29 protein-coding genes are annotated in these 24,861 nt (G+C 51.7%); 17 read left to right on the forward strand and 12 right to left on the reverse strand.

All coding sequences use genetic code 11. The features are described from left to right. Positions 1–110: 110 nt before the first annotated feature. Both BM025_RS14605 and BM025_RS14610 read right to left on the reverse strand, forming a co-directional pair. Positions 111–674: a DUF3576 domain-containing protein gene (locus tag BM025_RS14605; RefSeq protein ID WP_085850269.1), complete on the reverse strand. Its 564-nt coding sequence runs from the start codon at positions 672–674 to the stop codon at positions 111–113. Between the two features lie 159 nt (positions 675–833). Further along, positions 834–1,931: a porin gene (locus BM025_RS14610; RefSeq protein WP_085850270.1), complete on the reverse strand. Its 1,098-nt coding sequence runs from the start codon at positions 1,929–1,931 to the stop codon at positions 834–836. 216 nt (positions 1,932–2,147) lie between these two features. Here BM025_RS14610 and BM025_RS14615 point away from each other — a divergent pair, with 216 nt between their 5' ends. Beyond that, on the forward strand, positions 2,148–2,810 hold the full coding sequence (locus tag BM025_RS14615; RefSeq protein ID WP_085850271.1) for a YggS family pyridoxal phosphate-dependent enzyme: 663 nt from the start codon (positions 2,148–2,150) through the stop codon (positions 2,808–2,810). Positions 2,811–2,839: 29 nt separating this feature from the next. On the opposite strand, the gene BM025_RS14620 is transcribed toward BM025_RS14615, so the two are convergent. Continuing rightward, entirely contained in the window at positions 2,840–3,337 is a 498-nt protein-coding gene (locus tag BM025_RS14620; protein ID WP_085850272.1) for a L,D-transpeptidase family protein, read from the reverse strand. Beyond that, complete coding sequence (ribA, locus tag BM025_RS14625; protein ID WP_085850273.1) at positions 3,337–4,425, reverse strand: GTP cyclohydrolase II; 1,089 nt, start codon at positions 4,423–4,425, stop codon at positions 3,337–3,339. Before ribA ends, BM025_RS14620 begins: the two co-directional genes overlap by 1 nt. Before the next feature lie 168 nt (positions 4,426–4,593). On the opposite strand from ribA, the gene BM025_RS14630 reads away from it, so the two are divergent. From BM025_RS14630 to BM025_RS14645, 4 genes are all read left to right on the forward strand, one after another. Then, positions 4,594–5,280 carry a response regulator transcription factor gene (locus tag BM025_RS14630; RefSeq protein WP_085850274.1) on the forward strand — a complete coding sequence of 229 codons (687 nt, stop codon included), beginning with the start codon at positions 4,594–4,596 and terminating at the stop codon, positions 5,278–5,280. Positions 5,281–5,491: 211 nt separating this feature from the next. Beyond that, a complete protein-coding gene (locus BM025_RS14635) occupies positions 5,492–6,169 on the forward strand; it encodes an amino acid ABC transporter permease (protein ID WP_085850324.1) in 678 nt (225 codons plus the stop codon). Continuing rightward, positions 6,166–6,861: an amino acid ABC transporter permease gene (locus BM025_RS14640; RefSeq protein ID WP_085850275.1), complete on the forward strand. Its 696-nt coding sequence runs from the start codon at positions 6,166–6,168 to the stop codon at positions 6,859–6,861. The genes BM025_RS14635 and BM025_RS14640 overlap by 4 nt, the downstream gene beginning before the upstream one ends. Positions 6,862–6,897: 36 nt before the next feature. Next, positions 6,898–7,683, forward strand: coding sequence for a transporter substrate-binding domain-containing protein (locus BM025_RS14645; RefSeq protein ID WP_085850276.1), 786 nt, complete (start codon positions 6,898–6,900; stop codon positions 7,681–7,683). 67 nt (positions 7,684–7,750) lie between these two features. On the opposite strand, the gene soxR is transcribed toward BM025_RS14645, so the two are convergent. After that, positions 7,751–8,185, reverse strand: coding sequence for a redox-sensitive transcriptional activator SoxR (gene soxR / locus BM025_RS14650; protein WP_085850277.1), 435 nt, complete (start codon positions 8,183–8,185; stop codon positions 7,751–7,753). 78 nt (positions 8,186–8,263) lie between these two features. Here soxR and BM025_RS14655 point away from each other — a divergent pair, with 78 nt between their 5' ends. The 5 genes from BM025_RS14655 (at position 8,264) to BM025_RS14675 (ending at position 11,348) form a co-directional block, all read left to right on the forward strand. Continuing rightward, positions 8,264–8,647 carry a VOC family protein gene (locus BM025_RS14655; RefSeq protein WP_085850278.1) on the forward strand — a complete coding sequence of 128 codons (384 nt, stop codon included), beginning with the start codon at positions 8,264–8,266 and terminating at the stop codon, positions 8,645–8,647. A 101-nt stretch (positions 8,648–8,748) separates the two neighbouring features. Continuing rightward, on the forward strand, positions 8,749–9,537 hold the full coding sequence (locus tag BM025_RS14660; protein WP_085850279.1) for an exodeoxyribonuclease III: 789 nt from the start codon (positions 8,749–8,751) through the stop codon (positions 9,535–9,537). A 55-nt stretch (positions 9,538–9,592) separates the two neighbouring features. Further along, the gene (locus BM025_RS14665; RefSeq protein WP_085850280.1) at positions 9,593–10,498 is read left to right on the forward strand and encodes a thioredoxin family protein; all 906 of its coding nucleotides are present in this window, start codon (positions 9,593–9,595) and stop codon (positions 10,496–10,498) included. 26 nt (positions 10,499–10,524) lie between these two features. Further along, positions 10,525–11,160 (forward strand): LON peptidase substrate-binding domain-containing protein, encoded by a 636-nt coding sequence (locus tag BM025_RS14670; protein ID WP_085850325.1) that lies wholly within the window; start codon positions 10,525–10,527, stop codon positions 11,158–11,160. Further along, positions 11,160–11,348 (forward strand): Trm112 family protein, encoded by a 189-nt coding sequence (locus BM025_RS14675; RefSeq protein ID WP_085850281.1) that lies wholly within the window; start codon positions 11,160–11,162, stop codon positions 11,346–11,348. Before BM025_RS14670 ends, BM025_RS14675 begins: the two co-directional genes overlap by 1 nt. A 6-nt stretch (positions 11,349–11,354) precedes the next feature. On the opposite strand, the gene BM025_RS14680 is transcribed toward BM025_RS14675, so the two are convergent. Then, positions 11,355–12,578: an FAD-dependent monooxygenase gene (locus tag BM025_RS14680; RefSeq protein WP_085850282.1), complete on the reverse strand. Its 1,224-nt coding sequence runs from the start codon at positions 12,576–12,578 to the stop codon at positions 11,355–11,357. Positions 12,579–12,675: 97 nt separating this feature from the next. On the opposite strand from BM025_RS14680, the gene BM025_RS14685 reads away from it, so the two are divergent. The 4 genes from BM025_RS14685 (at position 12,676) to BM025_RS14700 (ending at position 18,952) form a co-directional block, all read left to right on the forward strand. Further along, a complete protein-coding gene (locus BM025_RS14685; protein WP_085850283.1) occupies positions 12,676–14,004 on the forward strand; it encodes an amidase in 1,329 nt (442 codons plus the stop codon). A 129-nt stretch (positions 14,005–14,133) separates the two neighbouring features. Further along, complete coding sequence (locus BM025_RS14690) at positions 14,134–15,315, forward strand: aminotransferase class I/II-fold pyridoxal phosphate-dependent enzyme (RefSeq protein WP_085850326.1); 1,182 nt, start codon at positions 14,134–14,136, stop codon at positions 15,313–15,315. Between the two features lie 12 nt (positions 15,316–15,327). Then, positions 15,328–18,261 (forward strand): DNA translocase FtsK, encoded by a 2,934-nt coding sequence (locus tag BM025_RS14695; protein ID WP_085850284.1) that lies wholly within the window; start codon positions 15,328–15,330, stop codon positions 18,259–18,261. 37 nt (positions 18,262–18,298) lie between these two features. Further along, a complete protein-coding gene (locus tag BM025_RS14700) occupies positions 18,299–18,952 on the forward strand; it encodes a LolA family protein (protein ID WP_342027563.1) in 654 nt (217 codons plus the stop codon). 3 nt (positions 18,953–18,955) lie between these two features. Here BM025_RS14700 and BM025_RS14705 read toward each other — a convergent pair whose 3' ends face one another. Then, the gene (locus tag BM025_RS14705) at positions 18,956–19,540 is read right to left on the reverse strand and encodes a transglycosylase SLT domain-containing protein (protein WP_085850285.1); all 585 of its coding nucleotides are present in this window, start codon (positions 19,538–19,540) and stop codon (positions 18,956–18,958) included. Between the two features lie 87 nt (positions 19,541–19,627). Further along, the gene (locus tag BM025_RS14710) at positions 19,628–20,509 is read right to left on the reverse strand and encodes an AEC family transporter (RefSeq protein ID WP_085850286.1); all 882 of its coding nucleotides are present in this window, start codon (positions 20,507–20,509) and stop codon (positions 19,628–19,630) included. A gap of 85 nt (positions 20,510–20,594) precedes the next feature. Between BM025_RS14710 and hspQ the strand changes: the two genes are divergently transcribed. Then, complete coding sequence (gene hspQ, locus BM025_RS14715) at positions 20,595–20,921, forward strand: heat shock protein HspQ (protein ID WP_085850287.1); 327 nt, start codon at positions 20,595–20,597, stop codon at positions 20,919–20,921. Between the two features lie 27 nt (positions 20,922–20,948). On the opposite strand, the gene BM025_RS14720 is transcribed toward hspQ, so the two are convergent. Next, a complete protein-coding gene (locus tag BM025_RS14720) occupies positions 20,949–21,440 on the reverse strand; it encodes an ATP-binding protein (protein ID WP_090875403.1) in 492 nt (163 codons plus the stop codon). Next, complete coding sequence (locus BM025_RS14725; RefSeq protein WP_085850289.1) at positions 21,430–21,774, reverse strand: STAS domain-containing protein; 345 nt, start codon at positions 21,772–21,774, stop codon at positions 21,430–21,432. The genes BM025_RS14720 and BM025_RS14725 overlap by 11 nt, the downstream gene beginning before the upstream one ends. A gap of 181 nt (positions 21,775–21,955) precedes the next feature. Here BM025_RS14725 and BM025_RS14730 point away from each other — a divergent pair, with 181 nt between their 5' ends. Then, complete coding sequence (locus tag BM025_RS14730) at positions 21,956–22,603, forward strand: RluA family pseudouridine synthase (protein WP_085850328.1); 648 nt, start codon at positions 21,956–21,958, stop codon at positions 22,601–22,603. 110 nt (positions 22,604–22,713) lie between these two features. Continuing rightward, the gene (locus tag BM025_RS14735) at positions 22,714–23,367 is read left to right on the forward strand and encodes a peroxiredoxin (protein ID WP_085850290.1); all 654 of its coding nucleotides are present in this window, start codon (positions 22,714–22,716) and stop codon (positions 23,365–23,367) included. Between the two features lie 111 nt (positions 23,368–23,478). On the opposite strand, the gene BM025_RS14740 is transcribed toward BM025_RS14735, so the two are convergent. Together BM025_RS14740 and BM025_RS14745 are read right to left on the reverse strand one after the other, a co-directional pair. Next, complete coding sequence (locus tag BM025_RS14740) at positions 23,479–23,781, reverse strand: hypothetical protein (protein ID WP_139204584.1); 303 nt, start codon at positions 23,779–23,781, stop codon at positions 23,479–23,481. Between the two features lie 146 nt (positions 23,782–23,927). After that, positions 23,928–24,797, reverse strand: a complete 870-nt coding sequence (locus BM025_RS14745) for a glycosyltransferase family 2 protein (RefSeq protein WP_085850292.1) — start codon at positions 24,795–24,797, stop codon at positions 23,928–23,930. Positions 24,798–24,861 lie beyond the last annotated feature (64 nt).

The following is a 24,861-nucleotide window of genomic DNA, read 5'->3' on the forward strand; positions in this document are numbered from 1 at the left end:
TGTGTATCCTTCGGACTTTCATCAAAACGCCGGGCAAACTGGCCCGGCGCGTGGTCTTAAAACGTCAGCGCCCAGTGGTAAAGTGCGCGTTTGATCACCAAGGCCAAAGCCTATTTTTCGGTGCGCAATTGGCGTGCGCGGGTCAAAATAGCATCTTCAACCGCGTGAATGGTGTCACTGCTTACAGCGCCGCCACGGGTGTAAAGAGATAGGTTCAACGTGCGCGCATCAAGTGCAGGGTCGGTCACATGAATGACAGCGCGATAGGCGCGTCCGCCACCGGGAGGCGTGCCATACCCTGTGATGATGACGCCAGTAAACGGATCGGCGGATTGCACGGGCAAAAAGGACAACACATCAAGCGCTGCGTTCCAAATGTATTTGTTGACTTGTACGCCAGCTTCAAGTGATCCGCGTCCACCGCCTAACACTTTGCGGCTCTTGGCTTGTTCGATCACGATGGTTTCGCCGTTTGGCAATTCCACAGTTTGCCCTGTTTTACGGGTGTCTACGGTTTCGCCGTTGACCTGTGTGGTGCGTCCGCCGCCTGAGAAAGGTCCAGACCCGATTGAGCCAAAGCTGTCGCCTATGGACCCAAAACTGCCGTTGCCGCAACCGGTCAACGTGAGAGCGGCCGTGAGGCCAAGAAAAGCGGTGTGTTTCAGGCGGAGCATACGGTGGTTTCCCTAACGATCAATCGTGGCAACCGTATCGTTCAATTTTAGGATGAACAAGACCTTTGGCGGTGTCATCGGCTTGGAAAGCAGGGATGAGCGCAAACGAAAAGGGCCGCCCCCAAAGGAGCGGCCCCAAAAGTCTAAAGTCTTAGAGACTTAGAATTTGAAGGAAAGAGCAACTGTTGCGCCGTCTTTCAACTCGTAGCCACCTACAACAGTGTCGATGTCGTCACCGCCGCCGACGTTTGTTTGGTCAGCATAAGAAGCGAACAAAGATGCGCCGCCGCCAAGGTCGTATTCAGCAGTTACGTATGTTGCAAAGTCGTCGTCTGTTGTGCTGTCACCGTCGATGTAACCAGCAGAAAGAACAAGACCGTTGTTCAAGTCGTAAGACGCGCCGAGACCGAACTCGTCGCTGCCGTTAAGTGATTTGTAGTAAACTTTACCTTCGATGCTGTTCGCAGCGTATGCCACAGACATACCGTAGTTGTCGTCGAGAGCTGATTCAGACACGTAGAATGCGCCCAAAGTAACGTCGCCAACTGGGTAAGAAACTTCGATACCTGTTGAATCTTCTTTAGCACCCAAAAGTGTTGATTGTGCGTAAGCAACAGTTACGTCAGCACCAGCGAATGATGTACCAACAGACAACGCCAAAACTTCGTAGTCGCTGTAGTCGCCATTGGCAACCGCGTCTGCAGATGTGCCTAGAACGGTGCCATCAGTTTCTTCTTGGTAAGCAGCAGAGAAGCTTACAGCGCCGATTTCGCCTTTAACGCCGACTGAAGTCTGGTATGTGTCACCAGTGTCTGTGTCTACGCCTGTAGAGATGCCAGCTTCGATGCCGCCGAACATGCCGGAAACTTTAAGAACATCTTCGCCGTCAACTTCGGAGAAACGATCTTCGTCCATTTCAGAAACGCCGGACCAGTATTCTTTAGCAGCGTACTCTGTGTCGCCGAATGTCAAAGCGTATGTGCCGTTTGACAAAGACACTGTGAGGTTGTCATCTGTAGTGAAGTCAGTGTCAGTGCCAGCTTCGAAGTTTTCGAGCTCCACGCCGTATGTCAAAGAAGCAGTCCAACCGTTGTCGAGCTCTTGTGACATTGTGATGTCTAGGTCAACGTCTGAGTAAACGCCGTCAGCGTACTCATCGTTGTAGCCCAAAGTAGCAGTACCAGAGAATGATACTTCAGCAGCTGCAGCGCCAGCGAAGGCGACGATGGCAGCGGAGGAGAGAAGAATATTTTTCATTGTTACCCTCGTGGATTGAAAAAATTGTTCATGCTAGGTCGTCCAGCACATGACGAGACAATTGCGACTAAAGCCGCCATGGGTCAAGAGATGCGGGGCTGAGTTGTGCGGTCTGCAGATTAATGGTGCAACTTGGTCACACACGTGTTGCATCAAGCGTGTTTTGCGGCCTAGGTACATGTAAATGATCAAGTTTTATTGGGGTTAGAGACAGCCATGGGTCTGAAAACTATTCAAGATAGGGTCGAAAAAGAGGCCATTCGCGTGGGCAGAGACCCCAAAACGGTGCAACTTATTGCTGTTTCCAAGGTTCAGCCCAATGCGCGGGTCGAACAAGTTTTAAGCGCTGGTCACCGTATTTTTGGCGAGAATCGCGTGCAAGAGGCCGCGGGGAAGTGGCCAGAGTTCAAAAAAAGGTTCTCAGGGGTTGAGTTACACCTGATTGGGCCGATGCAATCAAACAAGGTGCGCCAAGCGATGGACCTGTTTGATGTGATCCATACTGTGGATCGTCCTAAAATTGCGCAGACCCTTGCACGGATCGCTGGCGAGACAGGGCAATGTCCGCGTCTCTATATACAGGTGAACACAGGCGCAGAGCCGCAAAAGGCGGGCGTGCTGCCCACAGATGCGGATGCGTTTATCAAGATGTGCCGTGATTTGGACCTGCCGGTTGAGGGATTAATGTGCATCCCCCCCGCGGAAGAAAGCCCCGCCAAACACTTTGCGCTTTTGGCCGAGATTGCCAAACGCAACGGGTTGGATGGATTGTCTATGGGGATGTCTGGTGATTTCGAATGTGCCATTGCCCATGGTGCGACCTATGTGCGTGTGGGCTCTGCCATCTTTGGGTCGCGCACCTATGAAGCGGATGCATAGGCCCGTCGTCGTCAGGCTTGGCGTAAAAGTTAGCGTATAATAAGTCGGGTGCGGGGCGTGAGGCGCTGGGCAATCCAACGCAGATGATCTGGGCGAAATGCCACGCAGCCCTCTGTTGGGTGACGGGGTTTGCGCCAGCGGTGTACAAATATGGCTGAGCCTTTGTGCGCTGTGGCGTTTGGCCAGTTCCAGTCTGTAAGGATCACAAGATCATAGAGACGATCCCGGCGCCGCAGGTTTTCATGACTGTGCCCAAAGGGCGCTTTGACCAGTTGGTTGTAATCGGGGTGATCGGGTGCATCACACCACAGATCGTGGGGCAGAATCATTTCCCCTGTGATCGGCGGTGTGCGATCGGCTCTATAAAGAATGCCCGGCATATAATGTGTGCCGCGCGGGCTGGCACCGTCGCCTTCGCGTTTGTTGGATGTGATCCCACCTTTGCCAATCGCGCAGGGAAATTTTCGCCCCATAAAGCGCGCGCCCCATTTGCCCACCACGATGTCGGTTTGTGAAAAGGGGTGCATTATAAAAGATGCCCAGACTTTTTGGCTTTGGTCGCAAGATAAGCGCTGTTGTGGCTGTTTTTGCCAACTTCAAGCGGCACACGGTGCACGACTACTATACCTTGTTCTTGCATGCGGGCAATTTTGGCGGGGTTGTTGGTCATCAGGTTGACAGAGTGAAAGCCCATTTCTTTCAAAATAGCAGCACCGATGCGAAAATCGCGCTCGTCGTCTTCAAAGCCAAGCCTATGGTTGGCTTCAACGGTATCATAGCCTTGGTCTTGCAACGCATAGGCGCGCATTTTGTTGGCATGGCCAATGCCGCGCCCTTCTTGGTTGAGATATAGCAAAACACCGCTGCCGTTGGTTCCCATGTGTGTCAGGGCTGCATGAAGCTGTGGGCCGCAATCGCATTTGAGCGAGCCAAACAAATCACCAGTGAAGCATGCGGAATGCAAGCGTGCCAATACAGGCGCGTCGCGATCTGGTTTGCCAATTTCAATGGCAAAGTGTTCTTCACCACCATCATCAGGGCGAAACACATGAACGCGGCCTGCTTCGCTGGCAGCAAGTGGCACGCGGGCGTGGATGATATCGTGTAAGGGCGCGAGCAAAGCCATATAGGGACTGGCATCTTCAACGGGCACAATCGTTAATCCATGCGCAGCAGCTAAATCGAGTGCTTCTGAGGTGTCGACCAAAATAGCTGCGGGCAGCAATCGAGCCGATTTCGTAAGCTTGATTGCGGCGCGGTGGCGCTCTGCACAGCCACCGCGTTGGCTGACAAAGGGACCCTTCATTGGTGTGGCAAGGTCGCCTTCGGGGCTTGCGACTGCTTGGATCCATTCTTTGGTGGCGCTTTTTGGCACCTCAAAGCGGGCTATGTTATTGTCATAAGCGGGGGCTTTGAGCGTTTCAGCGCGACGTGCGGTGATTGCCAAAACTACATCTCCAAGTGATGCGAGCGAGATCAGCCGATCATTTGACAGGTTTTCCGCGGCAATGGCCACAGACGTGCCCGTGGCAGATCGCAACACAATGGGCACCCCCATGCGTAAATCTGCACGGGCGCGGGCGATGAGTTCAGGCAGGCTTGGGGCAAGGCTCATAGTCAGTTCCACTGATAACTTGGGGGATCATGTAGTGATCTTTGTCACAAAATGAAACATTTACCGTCATATTCACACGGTTGCGTGAGAGTGTTGTTGCAAATCTTGTCGAAAGCGTGAGCGCACATCACATCTTTGACAAGAGACACACAAAAAAGGGCATTTAAAATGACCACTCTCAAAAAGATACTGCTGGTTGATGACGATGACGATCTGCGCGAGGCGTTGAGCGAACAGCTGGTGATGACCGAAGATTTCGATGTCTTTGAAGCAGACAGTGGCGCGACCGGTATGGAGAAAATCAAAGATCAGCACTATGATCTTGTGATGCTTGATGTCGGGCTGCCAGACACGGATGGACGTGAGTTGTGCAAGTTGATGCGCAAAAGCGGCGTGAAATGCCCAATTTTGATGCTCACAGGCCACGACACTGACGCCGACACGATTTTGGGGTTGGATGCTGGTGCCAATGACTATGTGACAAAGCCGTTTAAATTCCCTGTGCTTTTGGCACGCATTCGTGCGCAGCTGCGCACGCATGAGCAATCTGAGGCCGCAGTGTTCCAGCTTGGGCCATACACGTTCCAACCTGCGCAAAAGATGTTGGTGACTGAGGATGAAAAGAAAATCCGCCTGACCGAAAAAGAAACCAATATTCTCAAGTACCTGTACCGCTCAACCGAAACAGTGGTGCCGCGCGATGTGTTGCTGCACGAGGTTTGGGGCTATAACGCGGGTGTGACAACGCACACTTTGGAAACGCATATCTATCGTTTGCGTCAAAAGATTGAACCCGATCCCTCAAATGCACGCATTTTGGTGACTGAATCGGGCGGATACCGCTTAGCTGCTTAATATCAGCGCATGTTTTTCTAAAAATAGGCCTCGCCGTTTCGGTTGAAGCCTATTTTTTATGCGCGTGCCGAAAACTTTGCCACCTTTTCCAGCAAGCCAGAATGTAGGTTCCTGATCTGCCTTCCCAGTCTTGTGAATGTCTGTCTGCGCATCTTTGGTCGACCAGTGCGCAGACTTTTTGCGTTTATTTGCAGCAAACAGTTGGGCATTTATGGAACTGCGGTTTTTTGAAATTTACCGAAACTCGGAATATGTTTGGCTTTTGGCCGAAGGCGTGGCCTTGAGTGCGATGTTGACGCTTGCAGGCGCGGTTTTGGGATTCATCCTAGCGCTGGGCTTGGCTGCTGCGCGCTATGAAAAAATCCCAGTGCTGCGGTATATCGCTGCGGCTTATGTGGATTTCATTCGCAACACGCCTTTGATTGTGCAGCTGTTTTTTGTCGCATTCGGATTACCGCAACTGCTTGGGTATGTTTGGCCGTTTTGGGCGCATGCCGTTTTGGCACTGACCCTAAACTTTTCAGCCTATTTCGCGGAAATTCTGCGTGCAGGGTTTCAAGTTGTTGACGAAGGCCAACATGACGCCGCCAAGGCTTTGGGTATTCCGCGCTATATCCAGTTCATCAAAATCATCGTGCCGCAATCTGTGGCGCAAATGTTTGCTTCGCTCAATTCGCAGTTCATTTTCTTATTCCTGACCACAGGTGTGATTTCTGAAATCGGTGTGCGCGATCTGACCCAAGCCGGTCTGTATATCGACAGTCGGACATTCCGATCGTTCGAGGTGTTTTTCACCCTGACCATTTTGTACATTCTCATTTCTCTGGCGTTCAAAGCGCTGATGCAGCTGGTTGAAAAGCGGGCCTTTCGCTGGAAGACCGCACGATGAAAGATTTTTTTGTCAGCCTAATGGGCAAACCTGACGGCATCATCTTGTTTCAACTGATCGAAGCGACGCAGTACACTATATATCTGTCGCTGATCGCTTTTGTCGGTGGCGGTTTGTTGGGGGGCTTGATCACCTTGATGCGGGTCATGCCAAGCAAAACCACTAGAGGTCTTGCCATCAGCTATATCTGGTTGTTTCAATCGACGCCGTTGTTGATGCTGTTGTTCCTCACTGGACTTGGGGTGCCAGCTTTGCTTGGCATCAACGTTAATCCATGGGTCGCTGCGATTTTTTCACTTACGATGTATTCGTCTGCCTATCTTGCCGATGTTTGGCGTGGCGCGATTGAAAGCGTACCGCAAGGACAGTGGGAAGGCGCGCGTGCCATTGGTATGGGGTTTTTCATCACCCTGCGCAAAGTGGTTTTGCCGCAAGCGTTGCGTATCGCGTTGGCCCCCACCGTGGGCTTTATGGTGCAAATTATCAAAGGCACCTCGCTGGCCTATATCATCGGATTTCATGATCTTATGGCGATTGGCAAACGTTGGGCCAACGCCCCCGTTGAAGGGTCGGAACCCTTCATCATTTTCCCTCTCATGGCGCTGATTTATTTCACCCTGTGCTACCCGCTGTCTTTGTGGTCGCGCTGGTTGGAAAAGCGCCTTGGTTCCACATCCAAAAAAGCTGCCTAAAGCCGCTCAATCAAACCAACTAGGAGTTAGTTTCATATGAAAACGACGTTTAAATCGCTTATCGCTGCGGCCATTCTTGCGGTGCCCTTTAGTGCCCCTGCGCAGGCTGACTTGGCTGACATTTTGTCCGCTGGAGTAATTAAAATCGCGGTGCCTGAAAGCTTTGCGCCTTTCGGTTCACTGGGTATCGAGGGCGAGCATGTTGGCTATGACGTCGACGTTGCTAAACTCATGGCTGAAAATCTAGGTGTTGATCTTGAGATCGTGCCCGTTGTGTCCAAACAGCGTATCCCATTCTTGGAAACAGGCCGCGTTGATTTGATCATCTCTTCCTTAGGGGCGAACCCGGAGCGCGCCAAGTCGATATGGTTCTCAGCTGCATACGCGCCGTTTTACTCAGGCGTTTTTGCGTCTGAAGACACAATGATCACGTCTGCTGCAGACCTCTCTGGCATGGCAGTGGGTGTCACTGGCGGCAATCTTGAGGATCTCGAGTTGTCAAAAATCGCCCCTTCAGATGCAAATATCATTCGCTTTGGTGACGATGCTGCAACCTTGGCGGCTTATACGTCGGGTCAAGTAGATGTGCTTGTGACGGGAAACACCGCTGCAGCGCAGTTGGCGGTTGATTCGCCAGATGTCAGCATTGATACAAAGCTAATCTTGAAAGAAAGCCCTGCGTTTATCGGTATCAAAAAAGGCGACTTTGATTTGCTACAGTGGGTCAACGTCTTTATTTTGCACAAGAAACTGGGTGGCGAATTGGATGCTATTTCCGAAGAATGGTTTGGTCAGCCTCTTCCACCCCTGCCAACATTTTAAGTTACACGTCATTGCGTGATGGAAAGGCCCCGCAAGTTGGGGCCTTTTTGCTGTCTACGAGGTGCTCTTACAAAAGCTGTGCGCCAGCGCCATGAGCAGCAACTTTGTCGTCCGCATTATAAAGCGCGCATTTCTTCATCGATAGACAGCCGCAGCCAATACAGCCATCTAAATTGTCACGTAGCTTTTCCAGCGATGCGATTTTCGCATCCAGTTCGGCCCGAAACTCTAAGGCGATCTTGCTCCAATCGGTCTCATTGGGCGTGCGATTTTCTGGCAAATTCACAAACAGTTCTCGAATGCGCGCAATGGAAAATCCAAACTTTTGGGCTGCAATGATAAACGAAATGCGCCGTAACGTGGCGCGCGCAAACCGCCGTTGCCCACCAGCGTTGCGATTGGCCTGCAACAGCCCCTGCGTTTCATAATACCGCAAGGCTGACACTGCGACGCCGGTGCGCTGCGCAACTTGCCCAATGGAAAGTTCTGTCCCGAGTGCCATAATAAACCTTGACCTAAAGTGAGCTTTAGAAATTACACAGTTCCCTCACAGACGCAACTCAAACGTTTGGAGAGAAATATGACACAAGTGAAACTCGAGCATGTGAACGTCACGGTCCGCGATTGGCAGGCCACAGCAGATTGGATGAAATTTGTCTTTGGTTGGGATGTGCGCTGGCATGGCGCCTCTATCCACAATGGGCACTCTGCGCATGTCGGGGGCACCGACAGTTATGTGGCACTCTATCAGCCACCAAAAGCGCCAGCAGGGCCGATAGATTGCTACAATACAATTGGTGGTCTGAATCACATTGCAGTTGTGGTGCCCGATCTGGATGCTGTTGAAGCCCGTGTCAAAGAGGCCGGTTTTATACCAAAGTCACATGCGAATTACGAACCGGGGCGGCGGTTCTATTTCGAAGATGCCAGCGGCATTGAATTCGAGGTGGTGCAATACGATTGATTGCGCGTCTTCTGGGTGGCGTTGGGGGCAAAGGCTCTTTAACCTATGAGATAAATCAAGAGACCGCGTGTCTCGTATTGGATATCTCGAAAGGGCCGTAAATGTCATTCACCCTCGCCACTTGGAATATCAACTCTGTGCGTCTGCGTGAGCCGATTGTGCTTAAGCTTCTCGCGGAAGAGGCGCCAGATGTTTTGTGCCTGCAAGAATGCAAATCTCCCGTTGATAAAATTCCACTCGAGGGGTTTCATGCGCTGGGCTACACTCACATGGTTGCACGCGGGCAAAAGGGCTACAACGGTGTTGCAATCTTGTCAAAACTGCCAATCGTTGATGCTGGTGGTGAAGACTACGCCGCGCTGGGCCATGCGCGCCACGTTGCAGGTAAGCTGGAAAATGGTGTCACCATTCACAACTTTTATGTGCCCGCAGGTGGTGACAAACCTGATCGCGAAATCAATGAAAAGTTTGGTCAAAAACTCGATTACTTGACTGAAATGCGCGATGCCTTTCATGCCAATAAACCCGAAAAGTCCATTCTTGTAGGTGATTTGAATATTGCGCCCCGCGAAGACGACGTTTGGGATCACAAGAAACTTTTGAAAATCGTATCGCACACACCGATTGAGGTCGAACACCTTGTACAAACCCAAGAGGCTGGCGGTTTTATTGACATCACCCGCCAAGATATTCCCGAGGGGCTTTTGTACAGCTGGTGGTCTTATCGTGCCAAAGAATGGGATGTGGCCGACAAAGGTCGCCGACTGGATCACATCTGGGGCACGTCCGATATTTCAAATGCTGCACATTCCAGCCGTGTTTTGCGCACAGCTCGTGGATGGGAAAAGCCATCTGATCATGCACCAGTCTTTGCAACCTTCGACCTTTAAATTTACCGCAAACGCGCGCATATAAAGATCAAGACTATTTAAAGGAGAGACCCTGATGATCGAACTCGGGCAATCCGCCACCCCAGACGCGGGTGCGCATGTTATCGACGTGACAGAAGAAAACTTCATGGCTGAAGTGATCGAAATGTCGAACACGGTCCCCGTGATCGTGGACTTTTGGGCGCCTTGGTGCGGCCCGTGCAAAACACTTGGGCCGGCTTTGGAAGCTGCGGTCAACGCCGCTGGTGGCAAAGTGCGCATGGCAAAAGTCGATGTGGACAAAAACCAAATGCTTGCGGGCCAAATGCGCGTGCAATCTGTGCCAACTGTGTTTGCCTTTTGGGAAGGCAAACCTATCGATGGTTTCCAAGGGGCATTGCCGCAATCTGAAATCGACGCCTTTGTCGCCAAGTTGCTTGATCTGGGTGACGATGGTGGGTTGGATGCCGCTGTCGAGGCCGCAGATGAAATGTTTGAGGCTGGCGATATTGATGATGCCGCGCAAACATATGCCGCGATTCTAGAAGAAGACCCGAAAAACGCACCTTCATTTGCAGGTTTGGCCAAGTGCCATGTCGCGCAAAATGCATTGGACGAAGCAGAGGCTGTGCTCAACGGTGTGCCTGTTGAAATCTCAAAGCATGCCTTGATCGAAGCCGTTTTTGCGCAAATCGCTTTGGCTCGTGAAGCTGAAAATGCCGGTCCGGTTGCTGAATTGAGTGCTGCGGTTGAGGCCGATCCCGCCAACATGCAAGCGCGCCTTGATCTGGCAACAGCATTGCATGCGGACGGAGATATCCAGGGTGCTGTTGACGCGCTTTTGGCGGCGTTTAAACAGGATCGCGATTGGAATGAAGGGGCCGCCAAAGAACAATTGTTCAAGGTGTTCGATAGTCTAAAACCCAATGATCCTATTGTGTTGAACGGGCGTCGCAAATTGTCTTCAATGATATTTGTCTGATGAGATCGGCGGGCTAGCTTATGGGTATGAAAACATCAATTGATCTGCCCAATGTGCTTCCCGTCTTTCCTTTGCCTGGCGCACTTTTACTGCCGCGCTCCCCTATGCCGCTGCATATCTTTGAGCCGCGCTATCTGCAAATGGTCGAAGATTGCATGAAAACGCCCGAACGCTTGATCGTTATGGTGCAGCCGCGTGGCGGACTGGCGGGGAATCGACTGAATGCGATCGGGTGTGCTGGGCGTCTCACGGCGTTTTCTGAAACCGCTGATGGGCGGTACATGATCACGTTGACTGGGGTGTCGCGGTGCCGTGTTGGCGATGAAATCGATGGGTTTGTGCCCTATCGCCGTGCGCATGTGGATTGGTCGGGGTTTGACCGTGACCTAGGTTCGCCGGAACATGACGCAGGACTTGATCGGCCTGCGATTCTAAGTGTGCTGCGGCGCTATTTTATCGACGAAGATCTAAACGTCGATTGGGACAGTCTTGCAGCAGCAGAAGATGAAATGCTGATCAACTCTGTGTCAGTGCTCTGCCCGTTTGGCCCAGAAGACAAACAAGCACTGCTCGAAGCTCCGTCTCTTTCCACCCGCCGTGAAACGCTTATAACACTCATGGAATTCGCCCTGCGCGGCGGCAATGACGAGGAAATGATGTGATGACGACTGAAACCATTCCATTCGACCGCAGAATGCTTGAAGCGCTGGTGTGCCCACTCACGCGCGGCATTCTCACTTACGATGCTGACGCGCAAGAACTGGTGTCGAAATCTGCGAAATTAGCCTATCCGATCCGCAATGGCATTCCAATTATGCTAGCAGATGAGGCGCGGACCTTAGACGATTAATACAGTTTAAAGTGGTTTGCCTTGCATCAATTTTGGCAAATCACCACTGACCCCTGCGGCTTCGCGCATTGCAGCGCGGCGCATAGATGGGATCGCATTCACAACCCCCATACCAATGTCGCGCCCAAACCGCAAAAGTGGATTGTCGTTGGAAAACAGTTTGTTGAACCCATCTGTCATGACAGCTTGCGCGGCCACATCAAAGCGTCTCCATTGCTGGTAGCGCCCCAAAACATCGATACGACCAATGTCTTCTCCGCGTCGAAACGCGTTGACCAGCACCTCTGCCAAAGCGCCGACATCTTTTAATCCAGCGTTCAATCCTTGGCCTGCGATAGGGTGCATGCCATGTGCGGCATCCCCGACCAACGCGATGCGTGGTGCGGTAAATGCATTCGCCAAGGTCAGCCCCAATGGGTAACTGAACCGTTTGCCCGCCAGCGAAATATCCCCCAGAAAATCACCAAACCTAGGTTTTAAGACGGCCAAATAGTCGGCGTCGTCCAGCGCCTGAATGTCTTGGGCAACACTGTCTTTTTCAGTCCAAACGATTGAACTTTTATTGCCGGGCAATGGCAGAATTGCCAAAGGTCCGGCTGGCATGAAAAACTGATGCGCACATCCGCCATGGGGTTTTTCATGGGCAATGGCGCAGACCAGCGCTGTTTGTTTGTAGCCCCACCCTGTGCGGTTGATGCCTGCACGTTGGGCGGTGCCGGACGTGCGACCATCGCAGCCCACAATCAAGGCGCCAGTTAAAACTGTGCCGTCGGCTAACGTGAGTTGCGCCCCCGCTGGACCTACGTTTTGTGTCGTCACCATGCCTTCGATCTGGCTGATCTTGGGGTGTGAAGCCAATGCATCCAAGAATGCGCGACGTAAAAAACGGTCCTCAAGCATGTAGCCCATTGGCCCGTCATCTGTTTCTGCGTGATCGAATTCCAACATGAACGGCGCGGGGCCTTCGCCTGCTTTGCCGTCCGTCACTTTGACCTCTAAAATGGGCTGCGCTGTGTCGCGCACCGTGTCCCACAGGCCAATAGCATTCAGCAATCTTTGAGACGACAAAGACAGCGCATAGCCGCGCCCATCAAATGTGTCACTGGCCAGTGTTCCTGTGGCAAGCCTGTCGATCACGGTCACCGAAAGCCCCGCATTTGCACAGGCCAGCGCCAAAGCGGGGCCGTTTAGGCCGCCACCAACAATCAAAATATCGCTTGTATATGTCATGCGCCCAATATGGTGCGGATTGCGGGATTGTCCATGCGTTCTTGTGCCGCTAGCGTGCGATAATAAAATACGTGCCGCCTTGAAAGGAGTCTCCCAAATGACAGAGCTGACAAAACGTTCTATGTGCGACCTTGGTCGCGCGATTGGGGCAGGGGCCCTTGATCCGATTGATATTACCACGCAGTTTTTAGATGCCGCAGAGGCCCATCCATTCGGCCCTCGCATTTATGCGCGTCTGACCCGAGATCGCGCTATGGCTGAAGCCGCTGCCGCGTCGAAACGTGCCAAGCTTGGCATTCGGCGCGGGCTTTTGGACGGGGTGCCTGTATCGTGGAAAGATTTGTTTGATACGGCCGGCACCGCGACAGAAGCGGGTTCTGCTTTGCTTAAAGGGCGCGTGCCCCAAAAAGATGCAGAAATGGTGCGGCGCGCATCTGCTCAAGGTCTTGTGATGCTTGGAAAAACGCATATGAGCGAGCTCGCGTTTTCGGGTCTTGGCCTGAACCCTGTGACGGCCACAACGCCCTGCGTGAATGATCATGCAGCGGTGTCTGGTGGGTCGTCTTCGGGGGCTGCTGGTTCTGTCGCGTTTGGTTTGGCCTCTGGTGCGATTGGCACGGACACAGGCGGATCTGTTCGTATTCCGGCGGCGTGGAACGATTTGGTTGGGTTGAAAACATCAGGAAAACGTTTGTCTAAAGAAGGCGTTGTGCCGCTTGCTGAGTCCTTTGATACAGTGGGTCCATTGGTGCGCACAGTTGAAGACGCGGCCGAGGTGTTTGCGATTTTGGATGCAAGTCCCGCAGCAGATTTGCGCGGGGCCACACTTAAAGGTAAGCGGCTTTTGATCTTGGAAACCACTGCATTTGATGACATTCGCGACAGCCCACTCGCGGGGTTTGATCATGCTGTGTCACGTTTCAAAGACGCTGGTGCTGTGATTGAACGTGGTGCGATTGATGTGGTTGAAAAAGCCATGGCGCTGTCCGGTATTTTGTTTCCAGTTGAGGCTTACGGCGCATGGCGTGACACGATTGAGGCCAACCCTGACGTGATGTTCGGCCCGATTTTGGATCGCTTTCGGGCGGGTGGTTCGGTGTCTGGCGTGGATTATTTTTCGGCAGGGCGCGCGCTTGAAATGTACCGCGCCGAATATCTTGCCGCGACAGCTGGCTATGATGCGGTGATCTTGCCGACCGCACCGATTTTGCCGCCCAATGTGGATCGGCTTTTGTCAGATGCGGATTATTACGTCACTGAAAACCTGCTTGCTTTGCGCAACACGCGGATCGGGAACTTGATGGGGCTGACAGGATTGACCTTGCCAACGGGTATTCCCTCTGTCGGAGTGCTCTTGCAAACGCCGCCAAATACCGAAGTCGCGCTCTTGCGTTTGGGGGCTGCGGCGCAAATAGCATTGTCCTAAAAGTCACAGATCATAGGCGTGGCGACATAAAAGCCACGTCTTTTTCTGGACCGTTTGGCCCTAAGACGTTATCGTACCTCAAAACAAGCGGGCAAAATGATCCGTAAATACGAGGCAGTAGCAGCAATCATGACGTTTCCCGAGCGGTTTTCGAACCTGCCTGAATATGCGTTTCCGCGTTTGCGGACCCTTCTCGACGCGCATGCGCCGGGCGGTGATGTCGTGCATATGACGATTGGCGAACCACGCCATCCGATGCCTGATTTCATTGGCGATGTTTTGGCTCAAAACCTAGGCCTGTTCGCCAAGTACCCAGATAATTTTGGCACGCCTGATTTGCTTGGGGCTATTGCGACATGGATTAAAACCCGCTTTGGCGTGACAGTTGATTCTGCCACACAGGTGATGGCGCTCAATGGTACACGCGAAGGCTTGATGAACGCGTGTATCGCTTTGTCGCCTGAACGCAAAAATGGCAAAACGCCTGTCGTTTTGATTCCCAATCCGTTTTACCAAGTCTACGCCGTGGCCGCCGTGACGGTGGGGGCCGAGCCTGTGTATGTGCCGGCGACGCGCGAGACTGGGTTTTTGCCAGACTACGCTGGTTTGCCTGCTGACGTTTTAGACCGCACCACGATTGCGTATATTTGCAGCCCGTCCAATCCGCAGGGTGCTGTCGCGACGCGCGCCTATTACCAAGATTTGATTGCGCTTGCCGAAAAGCATGATTTCAAAATCTTCGCGGATGAATGTTATTCCGAGATTTATCGGTTTGATCCCCCCGTTGGTGCCCTTGAAGTGGCCAATGAAATGGGGGCCGACCCTGAACGTGTGGCGATTTTCCATTCGCTGTCAAAGCGGTCTAATCTGCCGGGGTTGCGCTCTGGATTTGTGGCCTCTGGCCCTGAGAATATAAAACAAATTAAACAGCTTAGAGCCTATTCCGGCGCGCCCTTGCCCCAAGCTATCCAAGCCGTATCGGCACGGGTTTGGGCAGATGAAGCACATGTGGTTGCATCGCGTCAGCTTTATGCTGAAAAGCTCGATATGGCTGATGTGGTGTTTTCGGGCATCGCGGGGGCTCAGTCACCCGAAGCAGGTTTCTTTTTGTGGCTTCCTGTCGAAGACGGAGAACAAGCCGCACTGAAACTGTGGACCGAGACAGGTGTTCGGGTCGTCCCTGGCGGCTATTGGGCACGAGACGTGAACGGGGAAAACCCGGGTAAAAATTACATTCGGGTCGCTTTGGTGGCCCCAAAAGCAGAGACACAGCGCGGGCTGACGATGATCCGTGACTGTTTGTACGGTTAGAAAGAGGCGAATATGGCATCCTATCAGGCACGCGGTCGTGATCCACTCTTTGACAGAAACACCCAAGCGATTCTTGAACGCAGGGGGCGAGAACTTGTTGGCATAGGGCTGTTGTTGGCCGGATTGGTCATGGCTTTGATGTTGGGGTCATATGTGCCCGAAGATCCAAGTTGGCTGTCGGCCACAGACGCCCCCGTTCATAATATTTTAGGCCGCTTTGGGGCATCCATTGCCTCACCTTTGATGATTATCGTGGGTGTTGCGTCTTGGGGGATTGCCGCTGTTTTGGCCGTCTGGGGCGTGCGATTCATCGGTCATCGCGGCGCCGATCGCGTTTTGTCTCGCGTGGTGTTTGCGCCGATTTCGATCGCACTGATTGCCGTTTATGCGTCGACTTATGCAAGCAGTGTGGCCCAAAGCCATGGCGGGCTGTTCGGTGACACAGTTCTGGCCGCTTTGATGCAGATTTTGCCAATGAGCCCATCCTTGGCGCTCAAAACTTTGGCCTTTCTTGCATTTTTTGCCGCTGTTGGCATGACTGTATTTGTCTTTGGCTTCACACGCCGCGAACTGGTATCGGTGGGCCGCTTTTTGCTGCTTGGCCTTGTCAGCCTGTATTCTTTGATTGTGCATCTGTTCGGTAAAGCGGTACGCGGATCTGTTGTCACAGGGCAAAGATATGCTGAAACCAAAGCGGCGCGTCGTGCTGAAAAACAACGCATTGATGCCGAAAATCGCGCTTTTATTGAGGCCGAGCACGCTGCAGCTCCACGTGTTGTGCGTGCTGATGTGGCCTATGACACTGCGCCGCAAGACGGTGTTGAGGCATCTGATTTTGCAGAAAAGTCGGGCTTATTCGCCAAGATGCCAAATCTGTTAAAGCGCACACCTGATGCACACCTTCAGTCTGAACTGATTGAACCTGAACTCGCACCAGATTTTGAACTGGATGGCGGGTTTGATGATCGTATTCGCAGCAAAATTTCGAATGTGGTCAATGCCCGTTCACGGATTGGATCACGCGCTATTTTGCCGGGGGCGACACGTGTCGAGCCTCCTTTGTCTGCAGCGCAGGCGGCAGTTGCGAAATACAAAAAGGGTCCAAAGCCCATGTTGATTGCGCAACCAACGCCGATGGATCACGCGGGTTCTGCATTTGATGCTGGCGACATCCCCGATCCAACAGATGCGCAGATCAGTTATGAGCCTGAAGGTTACGAGCTTTTGGTTTATGACGATGAATTTGTGAACGACGCGCCCGAGCTTGATACACCAGAATATGCAGCACCCAATGCCGCGCGGTATGAGCCTGCAGTGACGACCCCTGAACAAAAACGTGTTGTGCAACATCCTGTGCGCAAGCCCACCACTGCATCAAAACAGGCCCAAGCCGAAGCACAGCCCGCATTGAAATTCGACCCTAAAGAGGCCGAATACCAAACACCGCCTCTGTCTTTGTTGGAAAACGCAGATTCAGTTGCACGCTATACTTTGTCTGACGATGCACTCGAAGAAAACGCGCGGATGCTTGAAAACGTCTTGGATGATTACGGCGTCAAAGGCGAAATCGTTTCTGTGCGTCCCGGTCCAGTTGTGACGATGTATGAACTTGAACCCGCACCCGGTTTGAAAGCGTCGCGTGTGATTGGTTTGGCGGATGACATCGCACGCTCGATGTCTGCTTTGTCTGCGCGTGTGTCCACTGTGCCCGGTCGAACGGTGATCGGCATTGAGTTGCCGAATGAAAATCGTGAAAAAGTTGTGCTCCGTGAAATCTTGTCAGCCCGCGATTTTGGTGACAGCAACATGAAATTGCCGCTGGCTTTGGGCAAAGATATTGGTGGCGATCCCATCGTGGCCAACCTTGCTAAGATGCCTCACCTTTTGATTGCGGGGACTACGGGGTCCGGTAAATCTGTGGCGATCAACACGATGATCTTGTCGCTTTTGTACAAGCTGACGCCGGATGAGTGTCGGATGATCATGATTGATCCGAAAATGCTTGAGCTGTCCGTTTATGACGGCATTCCGCATCTGTTGTCGCCGGTTGTGACTGACCCGAAAAAGGCTGTCGTGGCTTTGAAATGGACCGTGGCGGAAATGGAAGACCGCTACCGCAAGATGTCCAAAATGGGTGTGCGCAACATCGATGGTTACAATGGTCGCGTGAAAGAAGCGCTGGCCAAAGACGAAATGTTCTCGCGCACTGTTCAAACCGGATTTGACGAGGAAACCGGTGATCCCATCTTTGAGACCGAAGAATTCAAACCCGAAACAATTCCCTACATTGTGGTCGTTGTCGATGAGATGGCCGATTTGATGATGGTGGCTGGTAAAGAAATAGAAGCCTGTATTCAACGCCTTGCGCAGATGGCGCGTGCTTCGGGTATTCACATCATTATGGCGACACAACGTCCATCGGTGGATGTCATCACTGGTACGATCAAGGCTAACTTCCCAACGCGTATCTCATTCCAAGTGAGTTCGAAAATCGACAGTCGGACGATTTTGGGCGAACAAGGTGCTGAGCAATTGTTGGGCATGGGCGACATGCTTTACATGGCGGGCGGGTCAAAAATCACCCGTGTGCATGGACCGTTTTGTTCTGATGAAGAAGTCGAGAAAGTCGTATCCTACCTCAAATCTTATGGCCCACCTTCTTATGTTGGTGGCGTTGTTGAGGGGCCGTCCTCTGATAAAGAAAGCAGCATTGATGCGGTGCTAGGCCTGTCAACGGGCGGCAACACGGACACCGAAAATGCCCTGTACGACACCGCTGTGGCCATCGTGATCAAAGACCGTAAATGTTCAACATCCTACATTCAGCGTAAATTGGCGATTGGCTATAACAAAGCTGCCCGTCTTGTTGAACAAATGGAAGACGAAGGCGTCGTGTCATCAGCCAACCATGTCGGAAAACGCGAAATTCTGGTGCCAGAGCAGTAATCAGCTCATCACGGCGATTTCCGCGTTATGTGAACAAATGGCAGATGATACTGACCGCAAGAGTGCGTATATTGGATGTATGAAAACGTTCCGTTACGCACTCGCGCCCGTCATAGCATCTGTCTGTTTCGCTCTTCCTGCGATGGCTGAAAAGCTGTCTTTGCAAGAGCTGTCAGGCTATCTCAATTCACTTGGCACGGTGCAAGCCGACTTTGTGCAAGACAACGATGATGGGTCATCGTCCCAGGGTGTTTTGACACTCAAACGCCCCGGACGGATGCGGCTGTCTTATGGCGGAGTAAACGATCCATTGGTGTTGGGCTCTGGTGGCCAAGTGGCCGTTTTTGACCCCGGATCGAATGAGCCCCCACAACGCTTTCCGATGTCAAAAACACCGCTTTCCTTGATCTTGGCCAATAATGTGGATTTGACGCGTGCCAAAATGGTGGTGTCGCACACAGAACAAAATGGCGACACGATTGTGCGTGCTCAAGACCCTGAACACCCTGAATATGGATCAATTGACTTGGTTTTTGGCGATAGGCCGATCTTGAAAGCTTGGGTGATCAACGACGAAAGCGGCGGATCAACCACCGTTCAGCTCACAAAAATGCGCCTAGGCGGGACGGTCCGCGATGCTGATTTCAATATCAGATCAGAGGCGCGCCGCAGAGGAACGCCTCTTGAATGAGTGCTACAGTTTGCGGCACGCTTTGAGTTGCGCAAAATACGTATTTGACCGCTGACCTGTTTCAGTCGCGACACGCAGCAACCAAGGTTTGGAATTGTAGCTGCCGCGGCTGTAACCAGTGCGACCCTCGTGATAGGCAAGGTATTGCGAACGCGCGTCATATTTGGCGATGCCAAGCTTGCGCGTCGATTCGTTCATATACCAGCCCATGAAATCGGTGGCATCTGTGATGCGATCGCGTCTTGCACCCATGCGACGTTGCTCTTTTCGGTATTCGTCCCATGTTGCGTCAAGCGCTTGAGCATAGCCAAACGCAGAGCTTTGTCGGCCCATGGGAATAACGCCAAGAACAAAACGATACGGCGTGCGTGCGTTACCAATAAATTTACTTTCTTGGTACAGCACCGCCATTTGAACATTCACGGGAATGCCCCATTTGCGCTCGGCGCTTTTCATCGCCCGCAAATAAGTTGGGCGTTGTTGCACGATGGAACATGCGTTTTCAAGATTACGGGGCGCAGAAAAATTACCGCTGCCGCATGCAGCAACCAGCACCAACAGTGCCAATGCGCGAAGACCTTTTTTCATGACTGCTCTCATGTGTTGTTTTTTATAGTTCTACCGCTTTTTTGCGCTTTCGTAAAATGGCTTTCCTGTGTGTGAGCGATTTGTGGATCAAACGACAAATGCAAGCAAAAGCGGAAGGTATAATACCGACAAAAGTGTCGACGCCACCACCAGCCCTGCGACTTCATCGGCTTTGGCCCCGTATTTTTCGGCCAAAAGATACGATGTGACTGCAACTGGCGTGGTGATTTGAAGAATCAAAACAGCGTAGGGCACGGATGTCAGTTCAAACCAGCGTCCGACAGCGACGGCGATTCCCGTGCATAATAACGCTTTGAACACAGATAAAACCGCAGCTTTGCCAAGACCGCGTGGCGCAAGGCGCGCAACGGCGACACCCAAGGTGATCAACATAACCGGAATGGCAATTTGGCCGAGCAGTTCGAGCGTGTTCATCATAAAGGTTGGAAGGGTCCACCCTTGCCACAGAAAAATAGAGCCGAGCAACGTGGCCCCCACAAGAGGTTCTTTGATAGCTTTTCCAACCGATCCACCGCCAGCTGTTATGTAGACCCCGAATGTGAAAGACCACATGGCCATAACCGCGAATATGATGATGGCATAGCTGAGGCCCTCGTCACCAAATGCAAAGAATGCGAGCGGCAAGCCCAAATTTCCAACATTGCCAAAGATGAGCGGATTTAGAAATGTTCGTGTCTCAAGTCGTAGGATTTTGACCGCAGCATACATCACGACCGTAACGCTGCCGTAGGCAAGGATTGACGCAAATAAGAGTTTGGTCAGAGCTGTCGGTTCAATTTCTGCTTTGACCAAAGCTGTAAAAATAAGGGCAGGCACCGAAAGCGTCATCGCCAGCTTTGTGACAAATTCAATTCTGTACTCGTGACCTGTCTTTACCCAGATGAATCCGATTGCCGCTAAAAGGAAGACTGGTGACACGATTTCCAAGACTGTCAAAATTAGGTTCACAAACTGTTTCCTGAATAATCGGTTGTCCCCCGTGGACACCGCTGGTGGGAAAAGTCTAATAACGGACAACGGGGGTTGCAATGTCATGTTGAAGACGCGCGCCAAGTATCATCTCGGACAGGTTGTTCGCCATCGAAAGCATCCCTTTCGTGGCGTGGTTTTTGACGTAGATGCAATATTTTCGAATACAGAAGAATGGTATGATGCCATTCCAGAAGGCAGTCGTCCGAATCGGGACCAGCCGTTCTATCATTTGTTGGCTGAGAATGATCAGAGTTACTATGTTGCCTATGTCTCAGAGCAAAATTTGATTGCTGACTATTCTGGGGTTCCGGTGGAGCACCCTGATTTGACAGATCTTTTTGGGCCATTTGAGGATGGCACCTATCCTTTGCATTTTCAAATGAACTAACCGTTTGTTTGCAGCGTTCATATCTTTTTAGGTGTCACCGTTGAGCGATAATTGAAACGTTAAAATGTTGTGTCCCGCTGCGCGGTCATAATTGAGATGGGATGTGAGTTGGCGAATTAAAAGCCAGCCAAAGCCACCCTCAGGTAAATCAGCAATGTCGCAGTCCAAGCTTTTTTGCATCCCTTGTGGGAGAGTGCCGTTTGGCATTGGGCAACCTGTATCGACAATTTCGCATTGCAACTGGCCTTTGCTATAATTCATTTGCGTTTCAATAAGCCCAGTGCTGGGTTTTTTATAGGCATGTTCAACAATGTTGTTGAATATTTCCGCGACTACGAGCTCTAGCGTGCTCCAATCGTCCGCGTCCAAATTCAGATTTTTGAGACCTAATTTTATGCACATAAGGCCACGCCGTACGGCGCGTTCATTTGCAGGAATGACCAAGCGTAAGACGCCATCCTCACCGCAAGGTGCAGGGGCACCGTCAAATGTGGTATCCGGTATTCTTTCAGGACGCATTCGCCACGCTTTCAATCGCTGCGGTGGCATCGTCATGAATTGAAAAAACCGTATCCATTCGCGTGAGACGAAAGACCTTGTGAACTGCGGGTTGCAGCGACGCCAGTTCCAAGGATTGCTCCGATTTTTTGGCTTTGAGGACGGCAACTACAGCACCCAAACCCGAACTGTCTAGGAACTGGACCTGTGACATATCGAGCACAACACGATTGGGCCCTTCATCCGTCAGTTTGCGCATTTCGTCTTTAAACTGAATGGCGCAGACGGCATCAATTCGATCTTCGCAGACGGTCACAAGACGCGCACCGTTGAAGTCTTTGTGGTTTAATTTCATTTTGCACCCTTTGTCTTTGATGGCCCTCAATTTAGGTGGAAATACTTACCAACGCGTATGCGAAACCACACAGGTTCCGCATCTAGACCTGATATTTAGTTAGAAATTTAAAGGAAAAATGGGGGCTCAGCCGAATGAACAGATGTTGGCCAAGCGCGGGGGAATATGCTATCGGCTGCGCATGAGCGATACATATAATCCCCCCCAAGTCCCGCTGGACGTGCTGCATGCAGACCACCAGATTTTGATTGTGAACAAGCCCTCGGGGCTTTTGTCTGTGCCTGGAAAAGGCGCGCATATGTCTGACTGCCTGATGGCGCGTATTTTGGGGGCCTTTCCAGAGGCTTTGCTGATTCACCGGCTTGATCGTGACACCAGTGGAGTGATGGTTTTTGCCCTCACGCCGCATGCGCAAAAACACATTGGTCAACAGTTTGAAAAACGCCGGACCAAAAAGACATATGTCGCCCGTATTTGGGGGCGTCTCGAAGAGAGAACTGGCACCGTTGATCAGCCCATTATCGTGGATTGGGAAAACCGTCCTTTGCAAAAAATCTGTCATGAAACAGGACGCGCGGCTCAAACCGATTGGCGGGTGCTGCGTTATGATGAAACAGGCACGCGGGTACGGTTGTATCCGCACACAGGTCGGTCACATCAGTTGCGGGTTCATATGTTGTTCTTGGGGCATCCGATTATTGGCGATCCTTTGTATGCCACAGGCGAGGCGCGGGATGCACCACGTTTGATGCTACATTCAGAAAACCTAAAATTTCGTCACCCCGATGGTGGCGCAGGTGTCAGTTTTACCGCGAAATGCCCGTTCTAGATCTGTTCGATAGTTCAGAACGTTGTCTTTTTCTTGTGTGAACCGCTTACAATGATCCCGCGATTGCTTATGTTTATAAACATAGAGACACACTTTTAAAGGAGGCTTCAATGGGTCTGCGCATCAACGATACAGTTCCTAATTTCACGGCTCAAACCGACCAAGGCGAAATTACGTTTCACGATTGGATCGGCGATTCTTGGGCGATTTTATTCTCTCATCCCAAAGACTTTACGCCTGTGTGCACCACAGAATTTGGCGCAGTTGCACAGCTTAGCGATGAATGGGCCGCACGTGGCACCAAAGTGATCGGCGTGTCCGTTGACGGCGTTGAAGAACACAAAGGTTGGAAAAAAGATATCGAATCTTTCGCTGGCACGACCGCGGGTTTCCCTATCATCGCTGATAGCGATTTGGCCGTGTCCAAAGCCTTCGATATGCTGCCTGCAGATGCCTATATGCCAGACGGGCGCACGCCAGCACACAGCGCCACAGTGCGCTCCGTATTCATCATCTCGCCCGATAAAAAAGTGCAACTGACCATGACATACCCAATGTCTGTTGGCCGTAACTTTGCTGAGATTCTGCGGGCTTTGGATGCGCTGCAAAAAACATTCGGCGCACCGCTTGCAACACCTGCAAACTGGCAAACAGGCCAAGACGTTGTTGTGGCCCTATCGCTCGATAACGCGGCTGCAGAAGCCAAATACGGCAAGCTGGACATTAAACTGCCATACCTGCGGATGGCCAAAGACCCTAAATAAGCACGCTGTTCATGTGTGTATTTGGGGGTCAATCAATGTTGAGACACCACTTCAACACATGAACATCTAAACGGGAAATTGCGGCGGGCTTTTAACAAAGCCTGCCGCGTTTTAGTTGTAATGTTTTGCCGTACGTATGGCATCAACTTCACGATTGATCGCCTCGCCCAAAGGCCCAGAAATCGTTTCTGCGACCTGCTTTGAGGTGTCAGAGTTTTGCTTGTTCGCTTTTACAGGCGCCTTCTTTAGAAATTGAAAACCAAACAGTTCGATCATCAATCGCGGTGCCACATAGGCTGCACCATAGCGGGCAACAACAGTTAAGATCAGCTTTTCCAAAACGGGACAAACACTTTTGAGTTCAATAGCTTTGGGCCCATCGACAAGGCATAAGACCCATAGTGGAAAGATCAAATAAATAGCAACCTTGCGACCACGCACAGTAGCACTTGAATGAATTTTAGCCTTTTCGAGGTCACGTGATCATACCGCCATGTTGTGATGAAGGTGTGATAAATATAATAGGGAAAGCCGATGATCTGCTTAACTATACGCCCTAATTATGTCCCGACTTTCGCCAGCTTAGGGTGTTGATTGGACATAGCAGAGGTGACGCCACGCCAAAACCCAATCGCTTTCGCGCGTTTGCGTTTTGACAAAAGGACCAGTGGCGATATGAGGCCCAAACCCGCTGCCAGTATCGACCTTGTTGCCGCGAAAGGCACTCCATGTTTTCTCATCGCATAAACGCGTGAACGCCCAAGGTGATAGGCTTTAAAGTTGGCAATCTGCGGTGATCGCCCCGATGAATGGCCCGCATCATGCAAGACCTTTGCATCTGGAACAAAGATCAACGGGCCGGTGGTTTTGGTGTGGTTAATCGACCAGTCATCGTCCTCGTGGTACATGAAAATATTGGGGTCAAACGGCGTAAAATCAGCACGACGTAAAAAGATCGCTGATCCTGCTAGAACGGGCAGTTGCACTTCGCCTGTCGGCCAACCTTTGGGTAGCCACTGTGATTTCGGTAATAAAACAGAGCGCTGTTTGAAAAAGGCAGACCCATTCGCGTTCATGATTTTTGGGGAAAAAGCGGCCCCGTTGGGGTGACGCGTCACGGCGGCCAATAATGCATCAATGGCCCCATCTTTGAGCTGCGCGTCAGGGTTTAGGAAAAAGATAAATTCCGTTTTTGCCGCTTGCGCACCTGCGTTGCAGGCTGGTCCAAAGCCGATGTTTTCGGGCAGTTCAACCAACTGAGCACCATGGTGCGCAGCCAAGGGGCGCAGGGCGTCTTTGTCTTTGCTGGCGTTGTCCACGATGATGACGTTACAACCCACCGGCACAGTGGCCAGCATTTGTTTCAAAATGCCGCTGCTGTTGTAGCTAACGGTTATAATGGTGACATCTGAGGGCGTGAATTGCGACATAGGAAAACTCATAAAATGCATGTTGCTTTGTAATAGAGGTACTCGTCCTACCGAATTAACACAA

The sequence above is a fragment of the Pacificibacter marinus genome, from assembly GCF_900109555.1.
Classification (GTDB): domain Bacteria; phylum Pseudomonadota; class Alphaproteobacteria; order Rhodobacterales; family Rhodobacteraceae; genus Celeribacter; species Celeribacter marinus_C.

Bases quoted from the DNA above. Each gene is read 5' to 3' on its own strand.
- BM025_RS14605 (WP_085850269.1), bottom strand. From the start codon at position 674: ATGCTCCGCCTGAAACACACCGCTTTTCTTGGCCTCACGGCCGCTCTC.
- BM025_RS14610 (WP_085850270.1), bottom strand. From the start codon at position 1,931: ATGAAAAATATTCTTCTCTCCTCCGCTGCCATCGTCGCCTTCGCTGGC.
- BM025_RS14615 (WP_085850271.1), top strand. From the start codon at position 2,148: ATGGGTCTGAAAACTATTCAAGATAGGGTCGAAAAAGAGGCCATTCGC.
- BM025_RS14620 (WP_085850272.1), bottom strand. From the start codon at position 3,337: ATGCACCCCTTTTCACAAACCGACATCGTGGTGGGCAAATGGGGCGCG.
- ribA (WP_085850273.1), bottom strand. From the start codon at position 4,425: ATGAGCCTTGCCCCAAGCCTGCCTGAACTCATCGCCCGCGCCCGTGCA.
- BM025_RS14630 (WP_085850274.1), top strand. From the start codon at position 4,594: ATGACCACTCTCAAAAAGATACTGCTGGTTGATGACGATGACGATCTG.
- BM025_RS14635 (WP_085850324.1), top strand. From the start codon at position 5,492: ATGGAACTGCGGTTTTTTGAAATTTACCGAAACTCGGAATATGTTTGG.
- BM025_RS14640 (WP_085850275.1), top strand. From the start codon at position 6,166: ATGAAAGATTTTTTTGTCAGCCTAATGGGCAAACCTGACGGCATCATC.
- BM025_RS14645 (WP_085850276.1), top strand. From the start codon at position 6,898: ATGAAAACGACGTTTAAATCGCTTATCGCTGCGGCCATTCTTGCGGTG.
- soxR (WP_085850277.1), bottom strand. From the start codon at position 8,185: ATGGCACTCGGGACAGAACTTTCCATTGGGCAAGTTGCGCAGCGCACC.
- BM025_RS14655 (WP_085850278.1), top strand. From the start codon at position 8,264: ATGACACAAGTGAAACTCGAGCATGTGAACGTCACGGTCCGCGATTGG.
- BM025_RS14660 (WP_085850279.1), top strand. From the start codon at position 8,749: ATGTCATTCACCCTCGCCACTTGGAATATCAACTCTGTGCGTCTGCGT.
- BM025_RS14665 (WP_085850280.1), top strand. From the start codon at position 9,593: ATGATCGAACTCGGGCAATCCGCCACCCCAGACGCGGGTGCGCATGTT.
- BM025_RS14670 (WP_085850325.1), top strand. From the start codon at position 10,525: ATGAAAACATCAATTGATCTGCCCAATGTGCTTCCCGTCTTTCCTTTG.
- BM025_RS14675 (WP_085850281.1), top strand. From the start codon at position 11,160: ATGACGACTGAAACCATTCCATTCGACCGCAGAATGCTTGAAGCGCTG.
- BM025_RS14680 (WP_085850282.1), bottom strand. From the start codon at position 12,578: ATGACATATACAAGCGATATTTTGATTGTTGGTGGCGGCCTAAACGGC.
- BM025_RS14685 (WP_085850283.1), top strand. From the start codon at position 12,676: ATGACAGAGCTGACAAAACGTTCTATGTGCGACCTTGGTCGCGCGATT.
- BM025_RS14690 (WP_085850326.1), top strand. From the start codon at position 14,134: ATGACGTTTCCCGAGCGGTTTTCGAACCTGCCTGAATATGCGTTTCCG.
- BM025_RS14695 (WP_085850284.1), top strand. From the start codon at position 15,328: ATGGCATCCTATCAGGCACGCGGTCGTGATCCACTCTTTGACAGAAAC.
- BM025_RS14700 (WP_342027563.1), top strand. From the start codon at position 18,299: ATGGCAGATGATACTGACCGCAAGAGTGCGTATATTGGATGTATGAAA.
- BM025_RS14705 (WP_085850285.1), bottom strand. From the start codon at position 19,540: ATGAAAAAAGGTCTTCGCGCATTGGCACTGTTGGTGCTGGTTGCTGCA.
- hspQ (WP_085850287.1), top strand. From the start codon at position 20,595: ATGTTGAAGACGCGCGCCAAGTATCATCTCGGACAGGTTGTTCGCCAT.
- BM025_RS14720 (WP_090875403.1), bottom strand. From the start codon at position 21,440: ATGCGTCCTGAAAGAATACCGGATACCACATTTGACGGTGCCCCTGCA.
- BM025_RS14725 (WP_085850289.1), bottom strand. From the start codon at position 21,774: ATGAAATTAAACCACAAAGACTTCAACGGTGCGCGTCTTGTGACCGTC.
- BM025_RS14730 (WP_085850328.1), top strand. From the start codon at position 21,956: ATGAGCGATACATATAATCCCCCCCAAGTCCCGCTGGACGTGCTGCAT.
- BM025_RS14735 (WP_085850290.1), top strand. From the start codon at position 22,714: ATGGGTCTGCGCATCAACGATACAGTTCCTAATTTCACGGCTCAAACC.
- BM025_RS14745 (WP_085850292.1), bottom strand. From the start codon at position 24,797: ATGTCGCAATTCACGCCCTCAGATGTCACCATTATAACCGTTAGCTAC.